13 protein-coding genes and 2 pseudogenes are annotated in these 20,318 nt (G+C 58.4%); 4 read left to right on the plus strand and 11 right to left on the minus strand.

The window, feature by feature from the left end; all coding sequences use genetic code 11:
- Position 1: 1 nt before the first annotated feature.
- The 5 genes from AC1Q80_RS26710 to AC1Q80_RS26730 form a co-directional block, all read right to left on the minus strand.
- The gene (locus AC1Q80_RS26710; RefSeq protein ID WP_492362383.1) at positions 2-1,333 is read right to left on the minus strand and encodes a DNA cytosine methyltransferase; all 1,332 of its coding nucleotides are present in this window, start codon (positions 1,331-1,333) and stop codon (positions 2-4) included.
- A gap of 507 nt (positions 1,334-1,840) precedes the next feature.
- Positions 1,841-3,793 carry a DNA/RNA helicase gene (locus AC1Q80_RS26715; RefSeq protein WP_492362384.1) on the minus strand — a complete coding sequence of 651 codons (1,953 nt, stop codon included), beginning with the start codon at positions 3,791-3,793 and terminating at the stop codon, positions 1,841-1,843.
- The gene (locus tag AC1Q80_RS26720; RefSeq protein ID WP_492362385.1) at positions 3,790-9,261 is read right to left on the minus strand and encodes a DEAD/DEAH box helicase; all 5,472 of its coding nucleotides are present in this window, start codon (positions 9,259-9,261) and stop codon (positions 3,790-3,792) included. Before AC1Q80_RS26720 ends, AC1Q80_RS26715 begins: the two co-directional genes overlap by 4 nt.
- Positions 9,230-12,286: a hypothetical protein gene (locus AC1Q80_RS26725; protein ID WP_492362386.1), complete on the minus strand. Its 3,057-nt coding sequence runs from the start codon at positions 12,284-12,286 to the stop codon at positions 9,230-9,232. The genes AC1Q80_RS26720 and AC1Q80_RS26725 overlap by 32 nt, the downstream gene beginning before the upstream one ends.
- Positions 12,287-12,440: 154 nt before the next feature.
- Positions 12,441-12,695 (minus strand): hypothetical protein, encoded by a 255-nt coding sequence (locus tag AC1Q80_RS26730; RefSeq protein WP_492362387.1) that lies wholly within the window; start codon positions 12,693-12,695, stop codon positions 12,441-12,443.
- Here AC1Q80_RS26730 and AC1Q80_RS26735 point away from each other — a divergent pair.
- Positions 12,678-12,875 (plus strand): recombinase family protein, encoded by a 198-nt coding sequence (locus AC1Q80_RS26735; protein WP_492362388.1) that lies wholly within the window; start codon positions 12,678-12,680, stop codon positions 12,873-12,875. The genes AC1Q80_RS26730 and AC1Q80_RS26735 overlap by 18 nt on opposite strands.
- Here the strand turns inward: AC1Q80_RS26735 and AC1Q80_RS26740 are convergent.
- Positions 12,847-13,143, minus strand: coding sequence for a hypothetical protein (locus tag AC1Q80_RS26740; protein ID WP_492362389.1), 297 nt, complete (start codon positions 13,141-13,143; stop codon positions 12,847-12,849). The two genes, AC1Q80_RS26735 and AC1Q80_RS26740, sit on opposite strands and share 29 nt — an antisense overlap.
- Positions 13,144-13,724: 581 nt before the next feature.
- Here AC1Q80_RS26740 and AC1Q80_RS26745 point away from each other — a divergent pair.
- Positions 13,725-14,471 (plus strand): annotated as a pseudogene (locus AC1Q80_RS26745) (IS5 family transposase).
- 11 nt (positions 14,472-14,482) lie between these two features.
- Here AC1Q80_RS26745 and AC1Q80_RS26750 read toward each other — a convergent pair.
- Positions 14,483-14,868 (minus strand): annotated as a pseudogene (locus AC1Q80_RS26750) (transposase); the annotation flags it as partial.
- Between the two features lie 536 nt (positions 14,869-15,404).
- Between AC1Q80_RS26750 and AC1Q80_RS26755 the strand changes: the two are divergent.
- Positions 15,405-16,088 carry a glycosyltransferase family protein gene (locus AC1Q80_RS26755; RefSeq protein ID WP_173422450.1) on the plus strand — a complete coding sequence of 228 codons (684 nt, stop codon included), beginning with the start codon at positions 15,405-15,407 and terminating at the stop codon, positions 16,086-16,088.
- A gap of 32 nt (positions 16,089-16,120) precedes the next feature.
- Here the strand turns inward: AC1Q80_RS26755 and AC1Q80_RS26760 are convergent, their stop codons facing one another.
- Positions 16,121-16,993: a hypothetical protein gene (locus tag AC1Q80_RS26760; protein ID WP_492362390.1), complete on the minus strand. Its 873-nt coding sequence runs from the start codon at positions 16,991-16,993 to the stop codon at positions 16,121-16,123.
- Positions 16,994-17,233: 240 nt separating this feature from the next.
- Here AC1Q80_RS26760 and AC1Q80_RS26765 point away from each other — a divergent pair, with 240 nt between their 5' ends.
- Positions 17,234-17,659 (plus strand): transposase, encoded by a 426-nt coding sequence (locus tag AC1Q80_RS26765; RefSeq protein WP_492362391.1) that lies wholly within the window; start codon positions 17,234-17,236, stop codon positions 17,657-17,659.
- Between the two features lie 223 nt (positions 17,660-17,882).
- On the opposite strand, the gene AC1Q80_RS26770 is transcribed toward AC1Q80_RS26765, so the two are convergent.
- The 3 genes from AC1Q80_RS26770 to AC1Q80_RS26780 form a co-directional block, all read right to left on the minus strand.
- Positions 17,883-18,065 (minus strand): hypothetical protein, encoded by a 183-nt coding sequence (locus tag AC1Q80_RS26770; RefSeq protein WP_492362392.1) that lies wholly within the window; start codon positions 18,063-18,065, stop codon positions 17,883-17,885.
- A 114-nt stretch (positions 18,066-18,179) separates the two neighbouring features.
- Positions 18,180-19,418 (minus strand): NAD(P)/FAD-dependent oxidoreductase, encoded by a 1,239-nt coding sequence (locus AC1Q80_RS26775; RefSeq protein WP_492362393.1) that lies wholly within the window; start codon positions 19,416-19,418, stop codon positions 18,180-18,182.
- A gap of 23 nt (positions 19,419-19,441) precedes the next feature.
- Positions 19,442-20,266, minus strand: coding sequence for a M55 family metallopeptidase (locus AC1Q80_RS26780; protein ID WP_492362394.1), 825 nt, complete (start codon positions 20,264-20,266; stop codon positions 19,442-19,444).
- Positions 20,267-20,318 lie beyond the last annotated feature (52 nt).

The raw sequence follows: 20,318 nt of genomic DNA on the forward strand, positions 1-20,318 counted from the left end.
GTCATCCTACTGCGAGCGCAGGCGGCGCTTCGGCCTGCCTCGTCTGCGCAAATTGGTCTCGCGCCTCGGATACCTCCGCGAGCATTTGCTGCAACGCATTGCCGATAGCGCGGGCAAGCAGGGGTGGAACTGCGTTTCCTACCTGAGTGTATCGCGGGCATTCCTTCGTACGAAGCTTTCCGCCGGTAGTGTACTTCCCCCTGAAGTGGAACCAATCCGGGAAGGATTGGAGGCGAGCATATTCCCTGACTGTCAGGATGCGTGGCTCCGAATAATGCAAGATGTCGTCCGGCAACGTCGTGACCGTGGGAGCAGGATCGTGACCAGCCATTGGGAAGATCCTGTGCTTCTTCAAATTGTAGCTTTTCCGACTGGCATCGTCCATGCGGACGCCACGCCTGCATTCCGCAAGGATCTTCCCGAACCGCTCGCGGACGTCATCTCGGTGGCGAGCAAGGCGCATGCTGTCCATCGGGCCTTCATGGCCAAAGTGCATTAGCTCTTGATAGGGTGTGGTAGGCCCCTCATAGCTTGCTTCAAAAAAACGCCTTGGGCACTCCGGGTCTGTTGTGGGGCAAAGCGTGTGGCCATCTATCTCCAAGTCCGAGAGAGCGTCAGCGGCCGTGACGACATCACCCAGTCCAAGCTCCTTGAGCTGGGCCAGCCTTGCGTTCTCCAATAGCTGGAACACGTGAGAAATCCCGCCGCCCAACCACTCGCAAAGATCCTTTTTGACACCAATGATGATAAGGCGGGACCGCTTCTGCGGCACGCCATATGCTGACGAATCGACGAGCTTAGCTTCGACTACGTAGCCCACCTCCGAGAGGCTTTCGACCAGCTTGTCGTAGAACGACAGCTTCTTCTCTCCGCTGTTTGGGTTTTGAAGGTCAACGACGTTTCGACGAGTGTGGACGACCTTCATTCCCGGGACGTTCTCGATGACGATTGCCTGCGGCTGCAAGGCTTGGACCATCTCGACATATTTCTTGAAGAGAAGATTACGCGGGTCATCTTCGTTGCGGCGCCCGGCAAAACTAAACCCCTGGCATGGAGGCCCACCAGCAAGGATATCTATTTGGCCTCTCAGCGACCTTAGGTCCGTCAAGTGCTGGTCCAACAGTTCCTCGATGTCCCAGGCCTTTTGCTCAAGCCAACGAGGCCAGTCAAAACGCCTTGACCCCTTCCTTTCCAACATGTTGGTTGCGAAGGTCCGGAACGCCATGCCGTCACGCTCGATGGCAAAGCGTCCTTGGAGCCCTGAAAGGGTTAGTCCCAGCGAAAGTCCTCCACAGCCCGAGAAGAGGTCCGCGAAAGTTAGTTTAGTCATCATGCGCCTCACGCTGGCGAAAAAGGTTCCCGGCGGCAGTATTTGTATGCTGCGCCGGACCGACAGTATCAGAATTCGCCAGTTTCATGGTCGTCTTCTCACCAGGAGTGATCGATTCAGCCGGGTTGTAACAAATTGTCGAAGTGATTCGCGCTCGGAAAGTTAGCTGAGACATCAACAAGGCGCAGGCAGACCACTGCAATCTCTAAACCGCGAGCTCACTCCACATCTGGATCGACAAGCTTGGTCGCATCATTCGCCAACGACGTTATCTGCGACAGAGTAGCGGTTCAGAATGCAATAACTTCAATCTGGTCGAACGCAGATGTTGCCGTTTAATGATCGTCATCGGTGAGGACGAGGCTGTCTCCTGCGTGAGCCTGGCAAAGATGGCTCGCATCGTGGGGTGGCCTTGCTGTTGGCGCCAGACGGTGATTATGCGACGGTAATCCGCAGCCAGTTTAAGGCGGTTAGCCGTAGGAGGTTTCGAAGGCGGGAACCGAATGTTGGTTAAGCGACAACATCCGGCAGCTTCTTCCGCATGGCCGCCAGCACTTGGCCAACCACGCTGTTGGCAGGGCAAGTGATGACTAGCGTATCAATGGGGCGCGTGAGGGGTATCATGCACCAGCGCCAGGCGATCGCTTCCGGTGAAGAGCCGGTCCCTAGACCATCTTGAAAATCCCGCGGAGCTTGTGAGCGCTTCAGCTCCCAAAACTCATCCAAGCCCTCCAGCACCGTGGTCCAGCCTTCTAGGCCCCGGCACGACTCATACTGGACGATGCGCAGCTCTTCCGCCGACCGTGGGAAATGACGGCGTACGCGATCATCAACCGCATCCCAAACGCTCCACCCCTGCCGCACGAAGGACTGGGAAAGCCGGCTTATGCGAGAGCCCTCTTTGTCGATGACCCCAGATGGCGGCACGCAGTGGAGCAGGTCCAACGGCATGTTCCCTGATTTTAGTGCCGAGGCCATCACCTCCCTCTGGAGGTCGGTCGCGTCACAGTAGCTTCCTTCGAGGACAACTACCCGCCCACCGGGCGCATCACGATTCGCATCCACGCGCCATGGAAGGCCGACCTCTTCGGCCAAAGCATTGGCGAAGACGCAGAGGTTGGCCTTCATCCGCAAGCCACCTTGCAAGTGCCGTTGTCCAACCTTTGGCTGGCCTATAACCGAGGACTTCCAGTTTGTTGGATTGCCCCGGACGAGCTGTGACATGCCATCCGCAAGCGAAACCCTGTTGCCTCCATAAAGGCAGCACAAAAGGTCTGCTTCTGCTTGTGGCCAGTCCTGCGCCTCGTCGATCAAGACCACATCAAAATCGAATTGGATGAAGTCCTCGGCCTTTATCGCTTCAATCTCGGCCTCTCTCACCGCGCCTTGGGCGATGTAGTCCAACGCTTCCCGGCACTTCGCATCATAGGTTGAGAAATCCAACTCCCCGTCGCCGGTTACACCTAGCCTGCGAAGCCACGAAAACATGAAGGACATGACTGTACGGATGGCAAGGCCACCGCCTTCACCGTCCGCAGGGATGTTCATTAGCGCAAGCGTCCGCTGAATATCGGCTGCCAAGGCCGTATTGTAGGTGAGGAGCAAGCACCGTTTCCCGTGGCGAACATAGGCCTCGTAGGCGGCCTGCAGGAGCAATATGGTCTTGCCCGTCCCGCCATGGCCGCGGAGGTGGACGCGATGTTCACCCAGCAGGGCGGCAAGCTCTTGGGCTTCAGCCGGCCGCGCGGCGATGCGGTCCATGCGCTTGCGGTCAAGGTCGGACGGCACCATGGGCAGGAGCAGCGCATCATCAATGACTTGCTCCATGATCTCGTCATTTGCCGACCGGATTACATGCTCACTGCCCATCTTGCGAATACCATTCACGGCAGCCATCGCCACGAGCAAGCTTGCCATGGTGAATTGGCCAGGAACTGCTCCCGCCGAGGGATGCACCCTTCCTCGTACCTTCGGCAATTGGTCGATGCCCCTTAGCATCAAGCAGCGATAGACCCAAGGATTGGCGTTCGTGGTCCCCTGCAAATACTCTAGCAAGGCATAGCGCTGCTCTTCATTTTGGTCCGTGGCGCTCTTCCATTTGCCATTATAGCGCACCATGACGCCGCCGGCAGCGATCTGCATACCGTCAGCCGTATGGTCCTTCACTTCGATGGCGGACACGAAGGAGCGAACACGGACTTGGCCACCAAGGATGCGGTTGCCGTCGGTGTCGTTAATTACCACATTAGTTACGATGTAGCGCTTGCTTCTTAGGCGCGCCATCACAACGACGTCTATGTCACTCACCTTGTGACCGGAGAGTTTGACATTGGATGCGATCCTTATGAGGTCGTGATCTGCTGGCGATACCTCGATATCTGGCCATGTTTGAACAAACGCCTGCTTGATGGCGAGCGCCGCATCATGTTCAGGGCTTCCCGGGACTCCTACAAGTTCGATCAAGGCTGTAACCTCAAGAAATAGGCAGCACTCCGGGCTGCAAAATCCCGCACATCAACAAAGATAGGTTCTATGCCGCTGGCCCGCAGCTCATCGCGCGCTGACATTTGCAGGGGTTGCAACAACCCATTCTGGGTGTGCCATAGGGGATGCCCAAGGACGAGCGCCCGGTTGCCCGACCGCAAGATCGGCAAGCCCTCACTGCTAAAATCGTGTTCGACGGCAAGCCCTGCGCCCTCGCAAATCCGTAGGAAGGAATCGACTGATGGATCCTCCGCCCCCTCTAGCCATCTCTCTATCTTGATGGGGTTGCCAAGGACTAGGTCAGCCAGATCGAGTGCCAAGCGCCAATCAAGCATCCCGTGGCTGAACCGGTTTCCATAGTTTCGAAGGCAATCGGGGCATGAACGGTCGCAATCACCAGCATGCCGGGGATGCTCCCACTTGGGGGCAACGCTCGCGTAGAATGCCGCTATGGCACCCTCCATGTGGCCCGCGTCGGATGCCCACCTCGCATAGCCGGCCCCGTTCTCAAGGGCATCGGCGACGAATACCTGCTCCGTCTCACACTCAGGGGCGGCCAGGGGCTGGCGGCCGACACGGAACTCCGAAGGATCGACGTCAAGCGAGGTCGCGAGGGATAGCTTCACCAATTCTGCAAATGATGCCATCGCCGCGCGCGCCGAAGGTTGGCCGCGCACGTCAAGCACGCCAAGGTTTCCAATCCCCTGTGCACCAGCGATGTGGAAACTCAGCACATCCGTCGTAAAGACCGCGCCGATAGCTCCTTTGTCAAACGGCTGCGTTGTGGGGTCAGGCCACGGCACCGACGCCCGGAAGAGATCAGGGTCACGGACAGCAACACGATTATTGATCTCCTGATAGAAATCGTAAAGGCGTCCGCCATTGTCGTTTACGACTGCAACGGGACCTGGCCCTATGGCCAGTTTCATGGGGCCGCACGCAAGATCTCCATATTCCTGCGGGAAAGCCCGTACTGGCGGGGGTAGCGCGGGGCCACGCTGGCGCTGTCCATCATAGTCATTGGCCTTATACGCTGCCAAGAAACCCTTGGGCTGGTAGAGCGGGAAGTTGCGCGATGGCTGCTGGCAAACAGCGCATGTCTGGCTGCTGCCGTGTGCGATTGCACCGCACGAGGGACTTGTACACCGCGTATATGGCATCGGCTTCCCGAGCGGTTCTGGCTGGTTTTCAATGCCCTTGAACCCGTCCTTTTTAAAGACGAACCCGCTGGCAGTATTGAGCTGTTTGTCCTTGGGGATTTCAGAACCCGGTGAGAAAGCCCACACGGCGTGGTCAAGTGGACGGTCGCTTATGACCGTTTGCTCAACCTTGCTGGCCCTGAAGTCGTCGCGAAACAAGCTGCGCACCTGAGTTGGGAACCCAAACATGGGAAGCAAGCCAGCGACCGCGAGGCGATGACTAAGCTCTTCTTGGATGAATCGCGTATCTTGCACGCATTCATCGATTTCCCCCGGCAAGCGCGAGCGTATGTAATCCACAAGCTCGTGCTCCCTTCCCGCCAATCCAGTGTGGGCCGCAAGGCGCGCAGCTACATAATCGACGTCGGTCGCATCAGCGAGCCATTCGACAATGGGAGCGCGGTAGGTCCCTTGCCATTCCCCCGATCGGCCAAAATTGCCATGCAGGCTTTCTTCATTACGTACCGGCCCGGGGTCCAATTGTCCAAATGCACGGCGCAGGCATTCTGCAGCAAGGACGCGCTTGATTATCTCTGGCCGCGTGAGGTCGAGTTGCGGCTGCGGCGGGACGTCGCCGGTCATGCGCTCTGGATTATTGAAATAATAATCGTCGTGCGCGGCACCGCGGGAGATTGTGACCGCATAGGAAAATGCCTGGCCGGCACGGCCTGCGCGACCCACTCGCTGCTGGTAGTTGAAACGCTGGGGCGGCATGTTAGCCATCAGGACAAGCTTCAAGGAGCCGATGTCGACGCCGACCTCCATGGTTGTCGTGACGGATAGTGCTTCTAACCCGTGCGTGACTACGTTCTCCTTGTCCAAGAACGCCGTGCCCTTGAAGAGCCTCTGCCGGCGGCGCTGCTCGCTCATGGGCTTTGTCTGGCCTGTCAGTTCCGCCACGGCAAGGCGATGGGCAGGTTCGCGGGAAACCCAGCTATAGTAGTCTTCGCCAGGATTGGGGACGGGGCTGAACTGGTGCCCCATACAATGGGCTGTCGTACAGGCCTTCACCGGCAATGCCATGGTGCGCCGCGAGCAACTATCGCATCTGAATAGAGGGCGCTCTCCGGCCGGCACGATCTTCAGGGGAAGGTTCGTATGGTTGTCCATCCGCAACAGCCAATTCTCATTGATGATGCCACGGCTGTTAAGAAAATCGCCTATCGTGGCGACCAGTTCGGCTTTATCGCGATTCAACAACCCGGAGACTTTGTCGATATATGCGACAACAGCCTGGGGCGCGTTAGTGGAGGTTCTTGTCCGTTCACCGGCAAAGTGGCGCGTATGCCCTAGGATGCGAACGACGTTCGCCAAGACGCCGCTTGCTACTTGCTCGTCTAGCCCAAGGGCAGGACCAGCATTGGCGTCAACCTCAATCGTGGCAATCCTCATTGATTCCATGTCGCGCCCCGCCTTGTCGAACAGGGACTTTGCAACATGGGTTGAGAAATAACCCATGATCCGCCGTCGTTCGTCGGCGGCTACGTCGTTGTTTAGTGGTTCCCATTCATCACTTGGAGGATCGAAGTAGCGCCACCACGGCGTATTCCCATCACCCCATTTCGTGCGGCTGGCCTCCGTTCCCGCCGGATTTTGGCCGAGCGCTATGAGCTCGTTACGCATGGCCGTGAGCAAGGACGGCCATGCTACCGCGTTCGCAGAAAGACTGGCGTCGTGCTTGGCGATAAGGTCTTTCTCACTGGAGCTCGCGGCATTGAACTTGTTGGCGCGCACGGCATTGAAAATGCCAGGCGTCCGCCGTTCAGCTTCATCCAGTATCCGGCGGACTTCTGCATCAGAATCGGGATCCTTGCCCACGAGGGCATCGATCTCAGCGCTGGTAGGAACCTGTCGTGGCTGGATGCCCTTGAAGATGAGCTGACGGATGAGGTCGCGGAAATGATGGAGTTCCAAGCCAGCGGCAAGGTCCGCGGCGTCATCACGACTATCCGTGAACGCAATCATCTTTTCCGCATCATCGGTGTCGCTGGTCGCAAACATCACGCGGTCGGCGACGAGCTGCGTAGTGACGTTCAAACCGGTGCGCAGCCCGCGGATCGGGGTTTCGACAGATCCCTTGAAGAATGTCTTCTTGTCCCGGGAGTTGAAGAACGAGCGAGAACTGCCGCAGCAGGGGCAGTTCTCTGGAAGGCCTGCCACCTTCTCGTTGTCGGCAAGGCTGCCTGACACCTCGAACACCACGCCGCCATCTTCACCCCGGTTCAGTGTCCCCGAGAAGGGATCGAACCGCCCCTTGGCAAACTGTAAAGAAATTGACTTGTTGCCCGGTGATTGATGGGTCCATCGTGCACCGCCAGCAGGCAATTTCCCACCGGGCCAGTACCACCGGAATTCATCTTGCGTACGCTCAAAGACCTGACTAGCCTTGCTGTTACCTTCACCAGCCTTGGTTGCCTCCAAGAAAACAAGCCCAGAAAGTGCCCCGTCGGTAGATGGTACCACGAACCCCCCAAGGAAGGCTTCTCCGCAATCGTAGCAATAGAGCAGTTCCAAGACTTGCCCGCCGCAATTGCATTTCATGGCTGGCGCCTTGAACAGCCGGCCAATCTTGCGCCCTTCCGCCCGGTGCTCTGCGGCCACCTCCGTGCAGGCAGGGTTTGAGCAAGCCCAGATGCCTTGAACTTGCCGAAGGAACATATGTGAACGGAAGGTAGGCTTTGGTTCTTCCCACGTTCCGCGGCCTTCCATCTTTGCGGCAATGAACAGCGGCTCTAGGAGACTAACCTTCTCCTCATTGCCAAAAAGTGCATTCGCTATCGATGACAACGGTGCCGGACGCACGACAGGTTCTTGATTTCCGGTCGTGGGATTGAGAACCATGGCCCGGCCCGCAACGCGGCACGCGGAGGCAAGCGCTTCCCTTGGCGAGAAGCGGCCGGATATGGCCGCAAGTGCGGCGTCGGCCGCAATTTTGTCATCCCCAGCGAGGGCGGCTGCGTTATTTTCAAGGATGCTTGAGTCAACCGGAAGCGGGACGTTGAAGACCTTTGGGGTGCCCGGATAGATGGCAAAGGTCTGGCTCGGGACGCCAAAGAACTGCTCAAGATAATCCTTGCCGGCTTCGCCATCCAACGAGGCGCTAGTCGCAATACAGCGCAACTGCGGGGAATCCGGCGCCAACCCAAGGCGATCGAGCATGTTGCGCACGACAAGGGCCACTTCAGTCCCTTGCGTGCCCCGGTAGCTATGGAGTTCATCGACGATGAGCGTGAACTTGTTCCCACTATCTTCCTGGAGCCACTGGCGCGTGCTGTCGAAGATGGGGGCTTCGACATCGCGCATAAGCATGATGTTCATCATGCTGGTGTTGGTGATGAGGATGTCGGGTGGCGCGGCAATCATGTCCCATCGCGTCAGCATTTCGCCAATCCGCGGATCTTGGAATTGGCTGCATATCTCAAGGACATTGTCGTCCTTACGTCCTTCGGCCCGCATCGCCTGCTCAATGGCAACGACCTCGCGCGCGATGCGATTGACTTCCCGGGCCACTTCGTTGATCCGGGTGCGGTCTGCAGCCTTTAGGGTTTCTGGGGGAACCCAAGTCGAGCCGATGGTCGCGCCTGTGTAGCGTCCAAAGTAGAAGAGCGGCTGCCCATGGATGGACATGGCGCGCGCGGCCGCTTGCCGCAGGCGCGAGATTTGGTCTTCGACAAGCGCATTCGTCGGATATAGCACCATGGCCCGCACGGCGGGCGTCACATATGGCTCCATTCCATCACGGGAATGCTGCCAGCGGGAATTACCGGTGCCCAGTTCTTTTTCCCACCACGGGTTAAGCTCGACCAGACCCACGCCATTGCTGCGCTCCTGCATGAGGCGCGCCAAGAGCGGGAGGAGGAACGATTCCGTCTTGCCTGAACCCGTCCCTGACGTGACGACGACATTACAGCGCCCTTCTTCGTCGCCGGCAGTGCCGGTGCGCAAGGCCTGCGCTTGGTGCTCCCTCAGCTTGATGCTGGTATCGCTTCCGAATACGACGCGGGCGAGATTTCGCGCCACAAGCGGATCAAGCCCAGCCTCCCGGCAGGTCTCCTCGATGGGGCGAAGCGATGGATATTGGGGAACGGCCTCTATCAGCGGTTCTTGCGCCATGACGCCATAGGAATTCAGGATCGCGAGGCGCTCTGCCATGATGGCAGGGTCTCGCATCCAGAAAGCGCTGTCATAGTAGCGGCGGTATCCGTCCCGCACATAATCAATGACGCTGGTGGGCGTAGCGTGCTTCATCGCGTGCTTCTTCTTTCTCGTACAGGGCATCTAGGACAAGGCGGGCCGTCGCGGGATCGACATTGCTGTATTTGAGCAGCCCTTCGGAAATTTCTGGCAATGTGCCAGAGCAAGCAACAAGGGCGCGTCCCAGCAAACCGGGAGCGTCACACCCCAATGTGGCAAGGAACGCCTGTTTTTTTGCATCGTAGGCGTGGAGCCTGCGCCGTCGCGAGCGTGCCGCCATGAGTTTCACGACTTGGTGTGGACCAGCTAGCGACCGTCCGCTTTCTTCGACGAAGGCATAAGACTGCCGGCCATCGTTCCATCGATATGCACCGCCCTGCGCGCTAATCGCGCTAGCCGTATCCCAGCGCGCGGTCTGCAAGTTGAAGACTTGCAAGTTGGCTTGGCGCCCCATCGAGATTGGTATCAAACAAGAATCGAGATTGCTCCATTCCCGGCACGCACGCGCGATTTCCCGCCCCGGATATTGGTTCACCGATATAGACCGCCCCAAGGGATCCGCTATGCCCTCCAAGGCGCGTGATAATGATGCCGGAGACAAGCTGGTGATCTCAATATGTGGAGGCACCAATGAACGACGCGCCTCTACGATTTGCCCATCAGCTCTGCGCACGGCAGAAAAGATAGATTCAAGCAGGGACTGGCAGCGGAACCCGGAGAGGAACGCCGTTTCTTCATCGATGTAGCTGACCGCACATGGAGGTATCGACCACCGGTGCACGATGTTCGTTCCAGGCCGCAGATCGATGTCAAGCAGCCCCAACAAGGAATAGTTTTGTGCAATTTCCCGCGCTTGCCAGGGCATCTCCACCTTGTCAGCCAGTAGCGACTCAAACCGACCCCACGAGCCCGTGCCAAGGAAGCATAGGGCATCAAGCAACAGGTCGTGTTCGATGCGGGGAGCGTCGGGACTACCGATACCCGTAAACGTCTTCAAGGGACGAAGGATTGGCGCCAAGACCCGCGCCGTGGCTTTTCCACGATCCACCACGACGATGGCTTGGCCGCAGTCTTTGCACTCTTGCCTCAGCGGGGTTTTTTTTGGCCTGCCGGGCTCCAAGGTTTCGCAAAGCCAGATGTGATAGCCGCGTTCAGCGCAGGTCTGATTTCCCACATGGTTGAGAATGGGGCTTGCAAGATTCATATCTTGAGGTTCCTCCCAATCTCCCGTGGGCAATTCCCCTTCGATGGACGATGTCCCAAGGTCATAGTCCATCGTGTCGACCCCTACGGCAAGCATGCCTTCGACCCGGATAGGGATTTCCTGCCCGGGGCTTTGCTCGTGGCCAGCCGCAGACATGATCGACGCATAGCTTAGGGCATCCCGGCCCTGCCTATCGAGGGCGCGAGGATTGTTGGCATCCCGTAAGAGGATTTCAGTGTTTGCAACGACAGAGGGGCCTTTGCGGCTTTCGAGCCGCAGTCCCGAATGTCCCTTGGCTGCTCCAGCGGGAATTTCAAGCCGGCACGCTTTGCCGGCATCCTTGGCCCGGCGGAGGATTTCATCGGTCGTCGCATCCATGGGCATTGCGAAGATTTCCGTGGGCCCGGTGGAAGCCAGGAAACTAGCGACGAGGCTGGCGCGTGAATGAAAGATCCCACGCGCAAGTTGGAAGCTTCCTTCAACAAGCAGTGCCCCCTCGTCCCCAATCGGCACTAGCGCATCTAGGTCCAATGGTGGTGTTGACGATGGTTGGCCGAGCCTTGCGTCTTTGTACAAGACCCAATCTGCAGGCAGGCCCGGTAGCTCTTGCGAGGTGAGCTTCGCAGGCATCTCCAAGGCAGCGTCGGAGAGATAGGATTCGACCTTTTTCGGGAAGCTGCTGACATTCCGAACGAGGATAAGATGAGGCTGGCCGAACGTGACGCGCGCCACTTCGATCCAATATGGCCCATCGTTCGCCTTGGCCAAGGGAATGACAAGCCGTGGATGCCAATCAAGGTTAGTTTCCTGGCCGGGCACCACAAAGCTGTAGGACCGACTTAGGCTGCGGCCATCTGCACTTATCGGGCGCGGCAGGATCGTCGCGAAGGTGCCGAAATCTTCGTTTGCAAGCGAGAACTCTTGCCCGGGCGCACCTTCAATCGACAATGGCCGCAAAGGCTCATTTCGCTCCTCGGTTCTCCCGAGCTGCAGGTCCAACGTCGTTGGCCGCGGGAAACGCGTCACGAAGCTAGCGATCAATGACAGCTTGACCGACCGTTTGCCAAGGGAAGTTGCGCCTTTTGCGGGCGTGCCGTCTACACTTCCCCAATGTGAAAGCTCGGCAATCGCCGCCTCGCACACGCGCTGCTGGAGCTCAGGTTTTTGCCAAGCTGCCTTCAGGCGTCGGTTGGGCTTGCTCGTTAGAATCCAGTTCGCCAAGTAGTGGCGCATCTCATCAGGGGAGATACTTTCGTTCCCGGAGAACCCGTACCGGGCAAAAAGATCATGGAAGAGTTCACGATCGCCTGCGCGGACAACGACTTGAGACAGGGCTTTGCCGACATATGTCCATTTGTTGATCGCTGTCGCGGTGGGACGACCGAACTCGTAGTTGTTTTCCACTAGCCAGGAGTTCAGCCGTTCCCAAAGTCGGTCGGTGGACTTGCCGTGAAAACTTAGTACCTGCCGCTCGCGCCTCGTGACCTGTGCCAGCCGCAAGTAATAGTTATTGGACCCAAAATCGCCTTCCGCTGCCATGAGGGCAGCAGCATGGGACAGGGTGAACAGCAATGCAGTAAAAGGAGGCGGAGCTGATCGTGATTTGATCCACCACATGCGCGCATGGTCATTCATGGACGCGTAGGGGTCACCACTCCTATCTAGCACATGCCCTGCCACGCGGCAGATCTTCTCTTCAAGCCTCGCTTCATCCTCACCAAGCATTCCGGCGAGCTCAAGGCGCATGCGGGCATCGAGGGACAGGTACACCGGTCGCCAGGCAAAGCGCCCGGAGAAGAATATTTCGTTGAGCGCATGGTTATACTGTATATATGTCGCGCTCAAACCACCCCCCTCGTCAGTGCGCATTTTCATAATATATTGTTTTCTATGGTCTTACGAGACCATAGTGCTCCTGCCTATTCAATCACTAATAGCATCGCCTGCAGCCTGTCAGCGTTCTCTTCGACCTTGGCTTTGGTAATTAAGTCACACTCCCACACGGCCCAAAGTTTCCAACCCATTTGAGTTAGGCGATCTTGCACTTGTGCATCGCGCTGGATGTTCCTATCGAATTTCGCGGTCCATAACGCAGTATTTGACTTGGGCTTGTTCGCGACTGTGCAGCCTTCGTGCCGATGCCAAAAGCAACATGCACGAAGATGACGACACCATACTTCTTAAGAACTAGGTCGGGTTTACCCGGTAGGCGCTTATCGTTGACGCGATAGCGAAAGCGGCGATGGAGTGCGCGGTGGTGCGGCTCATGTTCCGGCTTATCCACGAACGCAATGGCAAGAGCGGCCCCCTCGGCGTTAAAGCCCTTGCCTGCTACCTTAACGAACGGGGCTACCGCACCCGGCGCGCCGTGCGGTGGGGTATCGGCCCGCTGCACGCCCTCCTGACCAGCCCGACGTACAAGGGCGAGTACCGCTTCAACAGAGGTCGGCGACCTTCAGCATAGAGACCTCAGCGACACGTAGGCCGGCGAGATAGGCGACCGACAATGCTGCCTGGTGCTTGAGGCAGGTGGTGGCATTGAGCAGCCGGGCAACCTCGTCGCGGCTCAGCACCACGGGCAGGTTGCGCGGATGCGCCAGCCGGACAAGCCTGCGCGCCAGGTCCGGGCGGTCGAGGGTCTGGGTGAAGAGGAAGCGTAGTGCCGACACGATGCTGTTCATCTTCGGAACAGGAACGCCATCGTTCTGCTGCTCGATCTGGAACCGTCGCAAATCGTCGGCGCTCGCCGTGTCAGGTGACCGCCCGAGAAAGGTCGCCAGACGTCCGATGTCGCGGAGATAGTTGGGCTACGTTTCGCGTGAGAAACGCCGCATGTTCATGTCGTCGATCAACCGCTGGCGCAGCGGGCTCACGGGCGCGTCGAGATGAGGGTACTGCATGGTCAGGCTCCTTGTTGAAAAAGCCTTTCATGCTCTGCCGTTGTCGGACGACGTTCAATGAACGCGCAACCCACAGCCTGTGCCCTCTACCTCAAGCGCAGACGCCCTCGCATGCAGCGGGTTCTTTCTCCGACCCTAAATTAGTTATTGTGTGCGTTTAAGACAGTGCGGCCAAGCGCTCAAATGCGCGAATGGGCAATTATTTCCGCGTCTGCTTGCTCATTTACGTCGAAATGTACAAGTCTCCGTGGACTCAGGCCCCCGCAACCAAATCAAACAAAAGCCCGTCAGACCAAGAGGTCGGCGGGCTTTTCTGCGTTTAAGCGTTAGGCCCGATTGACATTCAGGATTCCCAAATCGCTTGATCGCCGATTCACAGAGCACCGTGTTGGTCATGGAGGTCGATGATGGCAATTAGGCGTTATGAGCTGAGCGACGCCCAATGGCTCCAGATTGCATCCCTATTGCCTGATAAGATTGGATATTCTAGGCGCAGCTCGGACAACCGTCTTTTCATCGATGGCTGACTATAAGTTTGCGCTCCGGCGCACATTAGCGCGACTTGCCGGAACGCTATGGCAAAATGGAAGACGGTGCATAAGCGCTTCAGCCGCTGGTGCCATGTCGGCGTATGGGAGCGGGTGTTCGAGGCGCTGACAGCAGGCAGCAACAACCAATATCTAATGATCGACAACACGATCGTTCGCGCCCATCAGCAGGTCGCCTCCGGAAAAGGGGGCAAGGATCTGGCGCTGGGGCGTTCCCGAGGCGGACTGACCACCAAGGTGCACATGCTAGTTGATGCCCTTGGGCGGCCGCTGCGTTTCATCGTCACTGCCGGTCAGGTGGGTGATATCACGCAAGCGCTGGCTCTTCTGGAGGGATAGGGCGGCGATGCCGTGCTGGCTGATAAAGCCTATGACAGCAATGCCTTGCGAGAAATTATTACCAGCATGGGAGCCGAAGCCGTCATCCCATCGAACCGCTCGCACAAGATCATCATCCCCCACGACGAAGCCGCCTATACACATCGCAACCGCATCGAGCGGTGCTTCAACCGAATGAAGCACTTCCGCCGCTTTGCCACCCGATACGACCGCAGAACAATCCATTTCGAAGGTTTCCTCTATTTCCTCGCCGCTATGCTCTGGCTGATGTGAATGTCGATTCGTCCTAGCCCGTAGTCTTCCTTGCCATAAACGAACCGATAGATCGTCTCGCCGCAAATCCTGATGAGGCTAAGTCCATCCGCCCACAGTCGGCCGGCTATCTTCTCGGGCGACCAGCACGCCTTGAATCGATCGATGACCAGTTCGCGCAGTTGCGGATGGCGCCTGAGCTTCCTCAGACGCCGGCGACGCTCCTTGCTGATATCGTCGGCAACGGTCGGGAAGTAACCGCTATATTCGGGCAGTTCGCGATCGTGATCTCGCGATAGATTGTCGATCGATGACGGCCAAGTTGACGCGCCACTTCTTTAATCGGCACTTTGCGTTCGACAAAGTGGCGTAGGCGGCGTCGATCAGCCAGATTCAACTGCGAATAATGTCGAGACATCCCAAAATCTCCAAGGGGAACCCGTTGAAATTATTGGCATGTCGCACTTGGAAATAGAATGTACCTTCTGGGCCAAAATGATCGCATAATCTATCGATTGGAAGTTTGCGCCACCCGCCGGTCTACGACCAGAAGGCTAACGCAAGGCTTCACGAAGCCATCACGCGATCCGATGATCGGCATTCGTGACCGCGGTGGCGGGGGCGGTTGAGCGTAGCTCGGTTGAGCATCGTCATCTCGCAAACGCGCCAGGGCGAGATACAAACGACAATGAGCTTCACGAGGCGCTAAGCGGTTTGCAGTCGGGCCGAGTCCGGCTTGTAGCTGGATTTGAGTATCTTGTGGAAAATACCAATCTTCCAGCGCATAGCGTACCCGTCGAGCTTTTCGACGGCGTCTCCGTGCGAAAGAGTGGCCAGGTCCGTGATCAGGGAGGTCGCGCGTGCATTAACGCTATAGGCACTTAGTGCGGCGACAATACATTCGAGCCGGTTTGAGCTCGCGAGTGGTGCGACTGTTTGGCTTAAGGAGGGAAAATGGCTGATAAGGCACGGGTCTACATTGGTTTCGACAGCAAAGAAGTCGTAGCCTATCATGTCTTCTGCCAGAGCATTCTGGAGAAGAGCTCGATTCCGGTGGAGTTCCTGCCGATCTCGCTCAACAATCTCGGCGGAATCTTCGTACGCGAGCGCAACCAGCTGCAATCTACAGAATTTTCCTTCTCGCGCTTCCTCGTTCCGTACCTCAGCAATTACGAAGGCTGGAGCCTTTTTGTTGATTGCGATATGCTGATGCGCACGGATATCGCCAAGTTGTGGGAACTGCGCGACGACCACTATTCCGCTATGTGCGTCAAACATGACTATGAGCCGAAGGTCGAAACCAAGTTTCTCGGCCAGACCCAGACGAAATACGAAAAGAAGAACTGGTCGAGCGTCATTTTGTTCAACAATGCGAAGTGCAAAGCGCTGTCGCCGGATTTCGTCAACACAGCGACCGGGCTGGAACTACATCAATTTAAGTGGCTGGAATCCGAAGACTTGATCGGGGCGTTGCCGCAGACATGGAACTGGCTCGTCAACGAATACGAGTACAACGAATCGGCCGACCTCGTGCATTTTACCGATGGCGGGCCGTATTTTGAGGCGTACAAGAACGACGACTACGCCGAGGAATGGTTCGCGGCCCGCGACCGGGTCCTCTACGTCGCACAGCGCTAAAGCAGCCGCCTTGACGGCCGCCGAAACGAACCTCAGCGGCCCAATTTCTTAATTCGCTTAAATAGGCTTCCGATCTTGCGCTGTAACCTGGTCTTCGACCAGAGCTTGGCGACTTGCAGTTCGGTGCCGGTAAAGCGATTTGCAAGGACATTGGTCGCCACCAGCGCTATTGTCGCCTCATTGAATTCCGGAAAGCGGTCATGAATGCGGGCGAACATGCCAGCTGGTTCGCTCAGATTGTCTTCGAAGCGGCTGATTCGGCCATTCTTCACGAACAATTGCAGCATGATCTGCTCGAATGTCCAGTCATGCCCTGAATAAATGCCGAACTGCAGGCCGGCGACGCCGGTGAAACCGCACAGGCAGACATTGGTGTGGGGCATCTTCTCGATAAGCCAGGCGGCGATGGCAAAGCCGGTAGTCGGCATACGGCCAGCGGGATAGAGTGCTCCAAACGTATGATCGAAATCCAGTGTGTAGGGAACCAGGTCGCTGCGGCGTGGCGCGTCGAGCGGTGGTGTACCGGTGGGAACGCCACGCTCGGCTAGAACGCCGATCTCAGCCTTGAGACCGTTCGCAAACAGGCTGTAGGCCCTGTCGAAATGCTTCCGCGACTTGAAGAAACGCGCACCATCAGCAACGAGACGGTGGCAGAGCATGGCGTCCTTCTCAAACGGCTTGTGCAGGACCTTGGCGCAGCCGGTGAAGAAGATATAGAGGGTGTTTTCCGGGAGCGCTCGCGTGATGGAATCTATATCGACGTTCTCGCTGTTGGCGATCAGCGCAAGCATCTCGTATCCGGAAAGAAGCGTTTCGAAATCTTCGGCTTGCAGTGACATGTTCTCAAGTTCCCAGCTTGATGGACGTTTCCGTAAATGAATAGAGGACGCGGGCACCGCCGTCATTCCTTGTTCATTAGAAATGTTATTGCGACGACCGGGAGGGCAGCATACCGGTTCGGAAGGAGGCCGCACGGGTGGAAGTAGGAGGATCGCAGCTCGTTGCGGCGCCGATGCCGATACGTCACTGGTCAAGTAGATCCTGATCACGCCCGCTAGAGTCTGTCAGCGGTAGTTGGAATCGTTTGTGGATTCCCTCTTCTTTGATTTTGTGAATCAAGATCCTTGCTGGTGTGGAGGCCAGCAATGATGGTGCGACCTCTCTCTCTGGATTTGCGCACTCGCGTTGCGGCCGCGTTGAACGATGGCATGACAGTTCGCGCCGCGGCGGAGCGGTTCGGCATATCGGCTGCGACCGCGGTGCGGATTGGACAGCTCGATCGCTCAGGCAAAGGCTTGATGCCGGCGAAGATCGGCGGCTATGTCCAACCGATCTTGAGGGGCGCTGCGGCCGACGCGGTGCGCCAACGGCTTCAGTTCAAACCCGACTGGACGGTGCGTGCGCTGTCGGCACAGCTGAAGGCTGCGGGGATCGACGTGTCCTATGACACGGTCTGGCGGTTCCTGCGCGCTGAAGGCAAAACCTTCAAAAACACCGGTGGCAAGCGAGCGGGACAGGCCGAAGGTGCCCCGGTTCCGGATGCGGTGGAAGACCCATCAGCATCGACTTGATCCGGATCGTCTCGTCTTCATCGACGAGACATGGGTCAAGACCAACATGACGCGCACCTGCGGCTGGTGTCAGCGGGGAGAGCATGTCGCACTTGGAAATAGAATGTACCGCCCGTGCTTCGGAAGTCGCATAATGTATCGACTGAAACAGCAGAAAAGCCTTGGGTTCGTTCGACCCCATCGGCTTCAGTTTTGCCGGGAGAGGATCTAGCCGGCTCCCGTGTCAGCTGGAGTTGTGCGCGAGAAGGCGGGTAAGCACCGTAACTTCCCGCTCCAGCAATTCGGGCGTTATGCCCGCGAAGCGACCCTCCAGGCTTACGGAGATCACGCCATGCATTGCCGAAAAGGACGTGCGGGCGCCGATCGATGCCGCGCGACCGAAATGCAGCTCCTCGACAACCGCCACGAAATGGCTCCGACACAGTGGATGAAACTCACCAGAGCCGGAGCGATCCACTCCGACTGCTGTGCGAGAATCCCTGACGATGTCGATCGACCCGCCGTGGTCTTTGCGGCTGCGCTACGCCCAGCCCCGCGCTGACGGAAGCAGCGGGAGCACAAGCGGATCAGCGCGGCCCATTGTCATCAGCCCTGCCAGGAGGACAGCGGTCGTCGGTCCCAATGTGAATCCCTGATGGCCGTGGCCGAAATGGAACCACAGGCCCTTGTGCCGGGTCGGGCCGACGACAGGCAACATGTCGGGCATGCAGGGACGGGTCCCCGACCATGGCGTGGATTCGACGGGATCGCGCAGCGCGAAAAGCTCGCGTGCGGTGTCGGTCGCGTGCCGAATTTGCCGCGATGCCGGCGCTGTTCCCGGCGGCGTCATATGCGCGCCTGTCAAGACCCGCCATCCCGCGTTCATCGGCGCAACCAGCGTGGAATTGTCGACATCCAGCATTGAGACGCGTGGCCCGTTCTGGCCCGAAAAATGCCTGTGGTAGCCGCGCTTGAACACCATGGGTATGCGATAGCCGAACGCGCTTGCGAGCGTCGGCGACCATGGCCCGAGGGCAACGACCGCGTTTTCTGCGTTGACAAGACCGTCCTCAGACAATGCGTGCCAACCGGCACCCTTCTGCTGCAAGGACATGGCGTCGCCGCGGGCGAGTGTTCCTCCGCGCGCCACGAAGAGAGCGGCGTAGCGGGCAACCAGTTCGCCCGGGTCGCGGCAAGTCCAGGGGGAGGTCCAATGGACGGCACCTGCAAGCCGACGCTGGAGCGCCGGTTCGCACGCGGCAAGTTCGTCCGCGCCCAGCACATCCGACGGCACGCCATAGATACGCTTCAGCCGCTCCGCATCGGCTGCAGCCGCTTCGAAACCCGCGGGCGTACGATAGACGGCACGCCACCCTTGCCGGACGATCAGGTCGTTGGCGCCGGCGGGCTCGATAAAGCGCGCGTGATCGCCGCTCGCACGCAGGGCGAGCTGTGAATAGGCCGCAATGGTTCTTGCGTAGGGTGCCGCCGCAGACAGCGCGAAATAGCGCAAGAGCGGCCCTGCCACGCGTGGCAAATCGCGAAGCCGCCAGTCGACGTCGTTGCCACGCTTCAGCGCCACCCTGACGATCTCGCTTACGCTGCGGGGGAAGGCATAGGGCTCGACGGCCTCGGTCTGGATGATGCCGGCGTTGCCATAGCTTGTTTCGCGCCCTGGCGCCTGGCGATCCAACAGCACGACCTGGTGCCCGTTCTCCTGCAAGGCAAGCGCGGTGGAGACGCCGACCATGCCGGCGCCGAGGACAATTGAGGTGGTCATGGTTGGATTCCGTAGCGGAGTTGTCAGAAAGTCAGGCGCGAATTGTAGCCGACCACGAACTGGATGAAACGTGAGACGTCGACCATGTTGTCGCCCTGGTAGCGGATCGTGTAACCGTCGGTGCGCTCGACACCCTTGAGGTAGGAGAGGTATTCGGCCGGCAGGCGGTTTCGGAACACGATCTCCAGGACAGGGTTTTCCAGCTTGAAGGGTTTTGCCCCACTGGCTGTCGCCAGCGCCGCCTTGACGCCCTCGCGAATGCGGCGATGCGCAACGGCCGGCGTCAGCGATATCGCCGACTGTGTGCTGTAAACCTGCTTGACCGGCACCGTGACGATATCGCCGATACAGGCCCTGATTTCGTCCAGGGCGATATTGTCGCCCGAGGCGAGAAGGACGGGCACGTCGAAATGTCCGGCAATGGCGGCGTTGATGCCTGCCTCCGGCATGACGGCACCGTTGATGCGCACTTCGGCGAAGGCCGTGCCGCCGATCGTGTGCGACAGCACCCCACTTAAATGGCTTGCCCCGGCGTGGTAGCCGAGAAGCATCGCACCGACGAAAGAACCGAGCTCGACGCCCTGCATCATCATCAGCGGCCGCGGCCAGCTGCGAACGATCTGCACATAGTCTGGCAGGCGGTCGATCAGGATGCTCTCGCCATTGCCGTGGGAATCGCTGACGATGATTTCCTCGACGCCTTCCTCATGCGCGGCCTCGCAGGCGTGGACAACGGTGTCCGTCATCCAGCGGCGCGCGTTCTCGTATTCGAAACCTTCCGGCATCAGCTGGTCGCGGCTGACGACCCCGACGATCCCCTCGATATCAGCTGAAATGTAGATGCGCATTCCTGCCTCCCCGGCCAGCCGCGCAAGAGCGCGAATGATGCATTTGACTTTC

The organism is Ensifer sp. GW823-FHT05D09, assembly GCF_058795755.1.

What these genes read in the sequence shown, in the direction of transcription:
- AC1Q80_RS26755 (WP_173422450.1), top strand. Translation starts at nt 15,405, where the DNA reads ATGGCTGATAAGGCACGGGTCTACATTGGTTTCGACAGCAAAGAAGTC.
- AC1Q80_RS26725 (WP_492362386.1), bottom strand. Translation starts at nt 12,286, where the DNA reads ATGAAAATGCGCACTGACGAGGGGGGTGGTTTGAGCGCGACATATATA.
- AC1Q80_RS26765 (WP_492362391.1), top strand. Translation starts at nt 17,234, where the DNA reads ATGATGGTGCGACCTCTCTCTCTGGATTTGCGCACTCGCGTTGCGGCC.
- AC1Q80_RS26775 (WP_492362393.1), bottom strand. Translation starts at nt 19,418, where the DNA reads ATGACCACCTCAATTGTCCTCGGCGCCGGCATGGTCGGCGTCTCCACC.
- AC1Q80_RS26710 (WP_492362383.1), bottom strand. Translation starts at nt 1,333, where the DNA reads ATGATGACTAAACTAACTTTCGCGGACCTCTTCTCGGGCTGTGGAGGA.
- AC1Q80_RS26760 (WP_492362390.1), bottom strand. Translation starts at nt 16,993, where the DNA reads ATGACGGCGGTGCCCGCGTCCTCTATTCATTTACGGAAACGTCCATCA.
- AC1Q80_RS26735 (WP_492362388.1), top strand. Translation starts at nt 12,678, where the DNA reads ATGTTCCGGCTTATCCACGAACGCAATGGCAAGAGCGGCCCCCTCGGC.
- AC1Q80_RS26720 (WP_492362385.1), bottom strand. Translation starts at nt 9,261, where the DNA reads ATGAAGCACGCTACGCCCACCAGCGTCATTGATTATGTGCGGGACGGA.
- AC1Q80_RS26780 (WP_492362394.1), bottom strand. Translation starts at nt 20,266, where the DNA reads ATGCGCATCTACATTTCAGCTGATATCGAGGGGATCGTCGGGGTCGTC.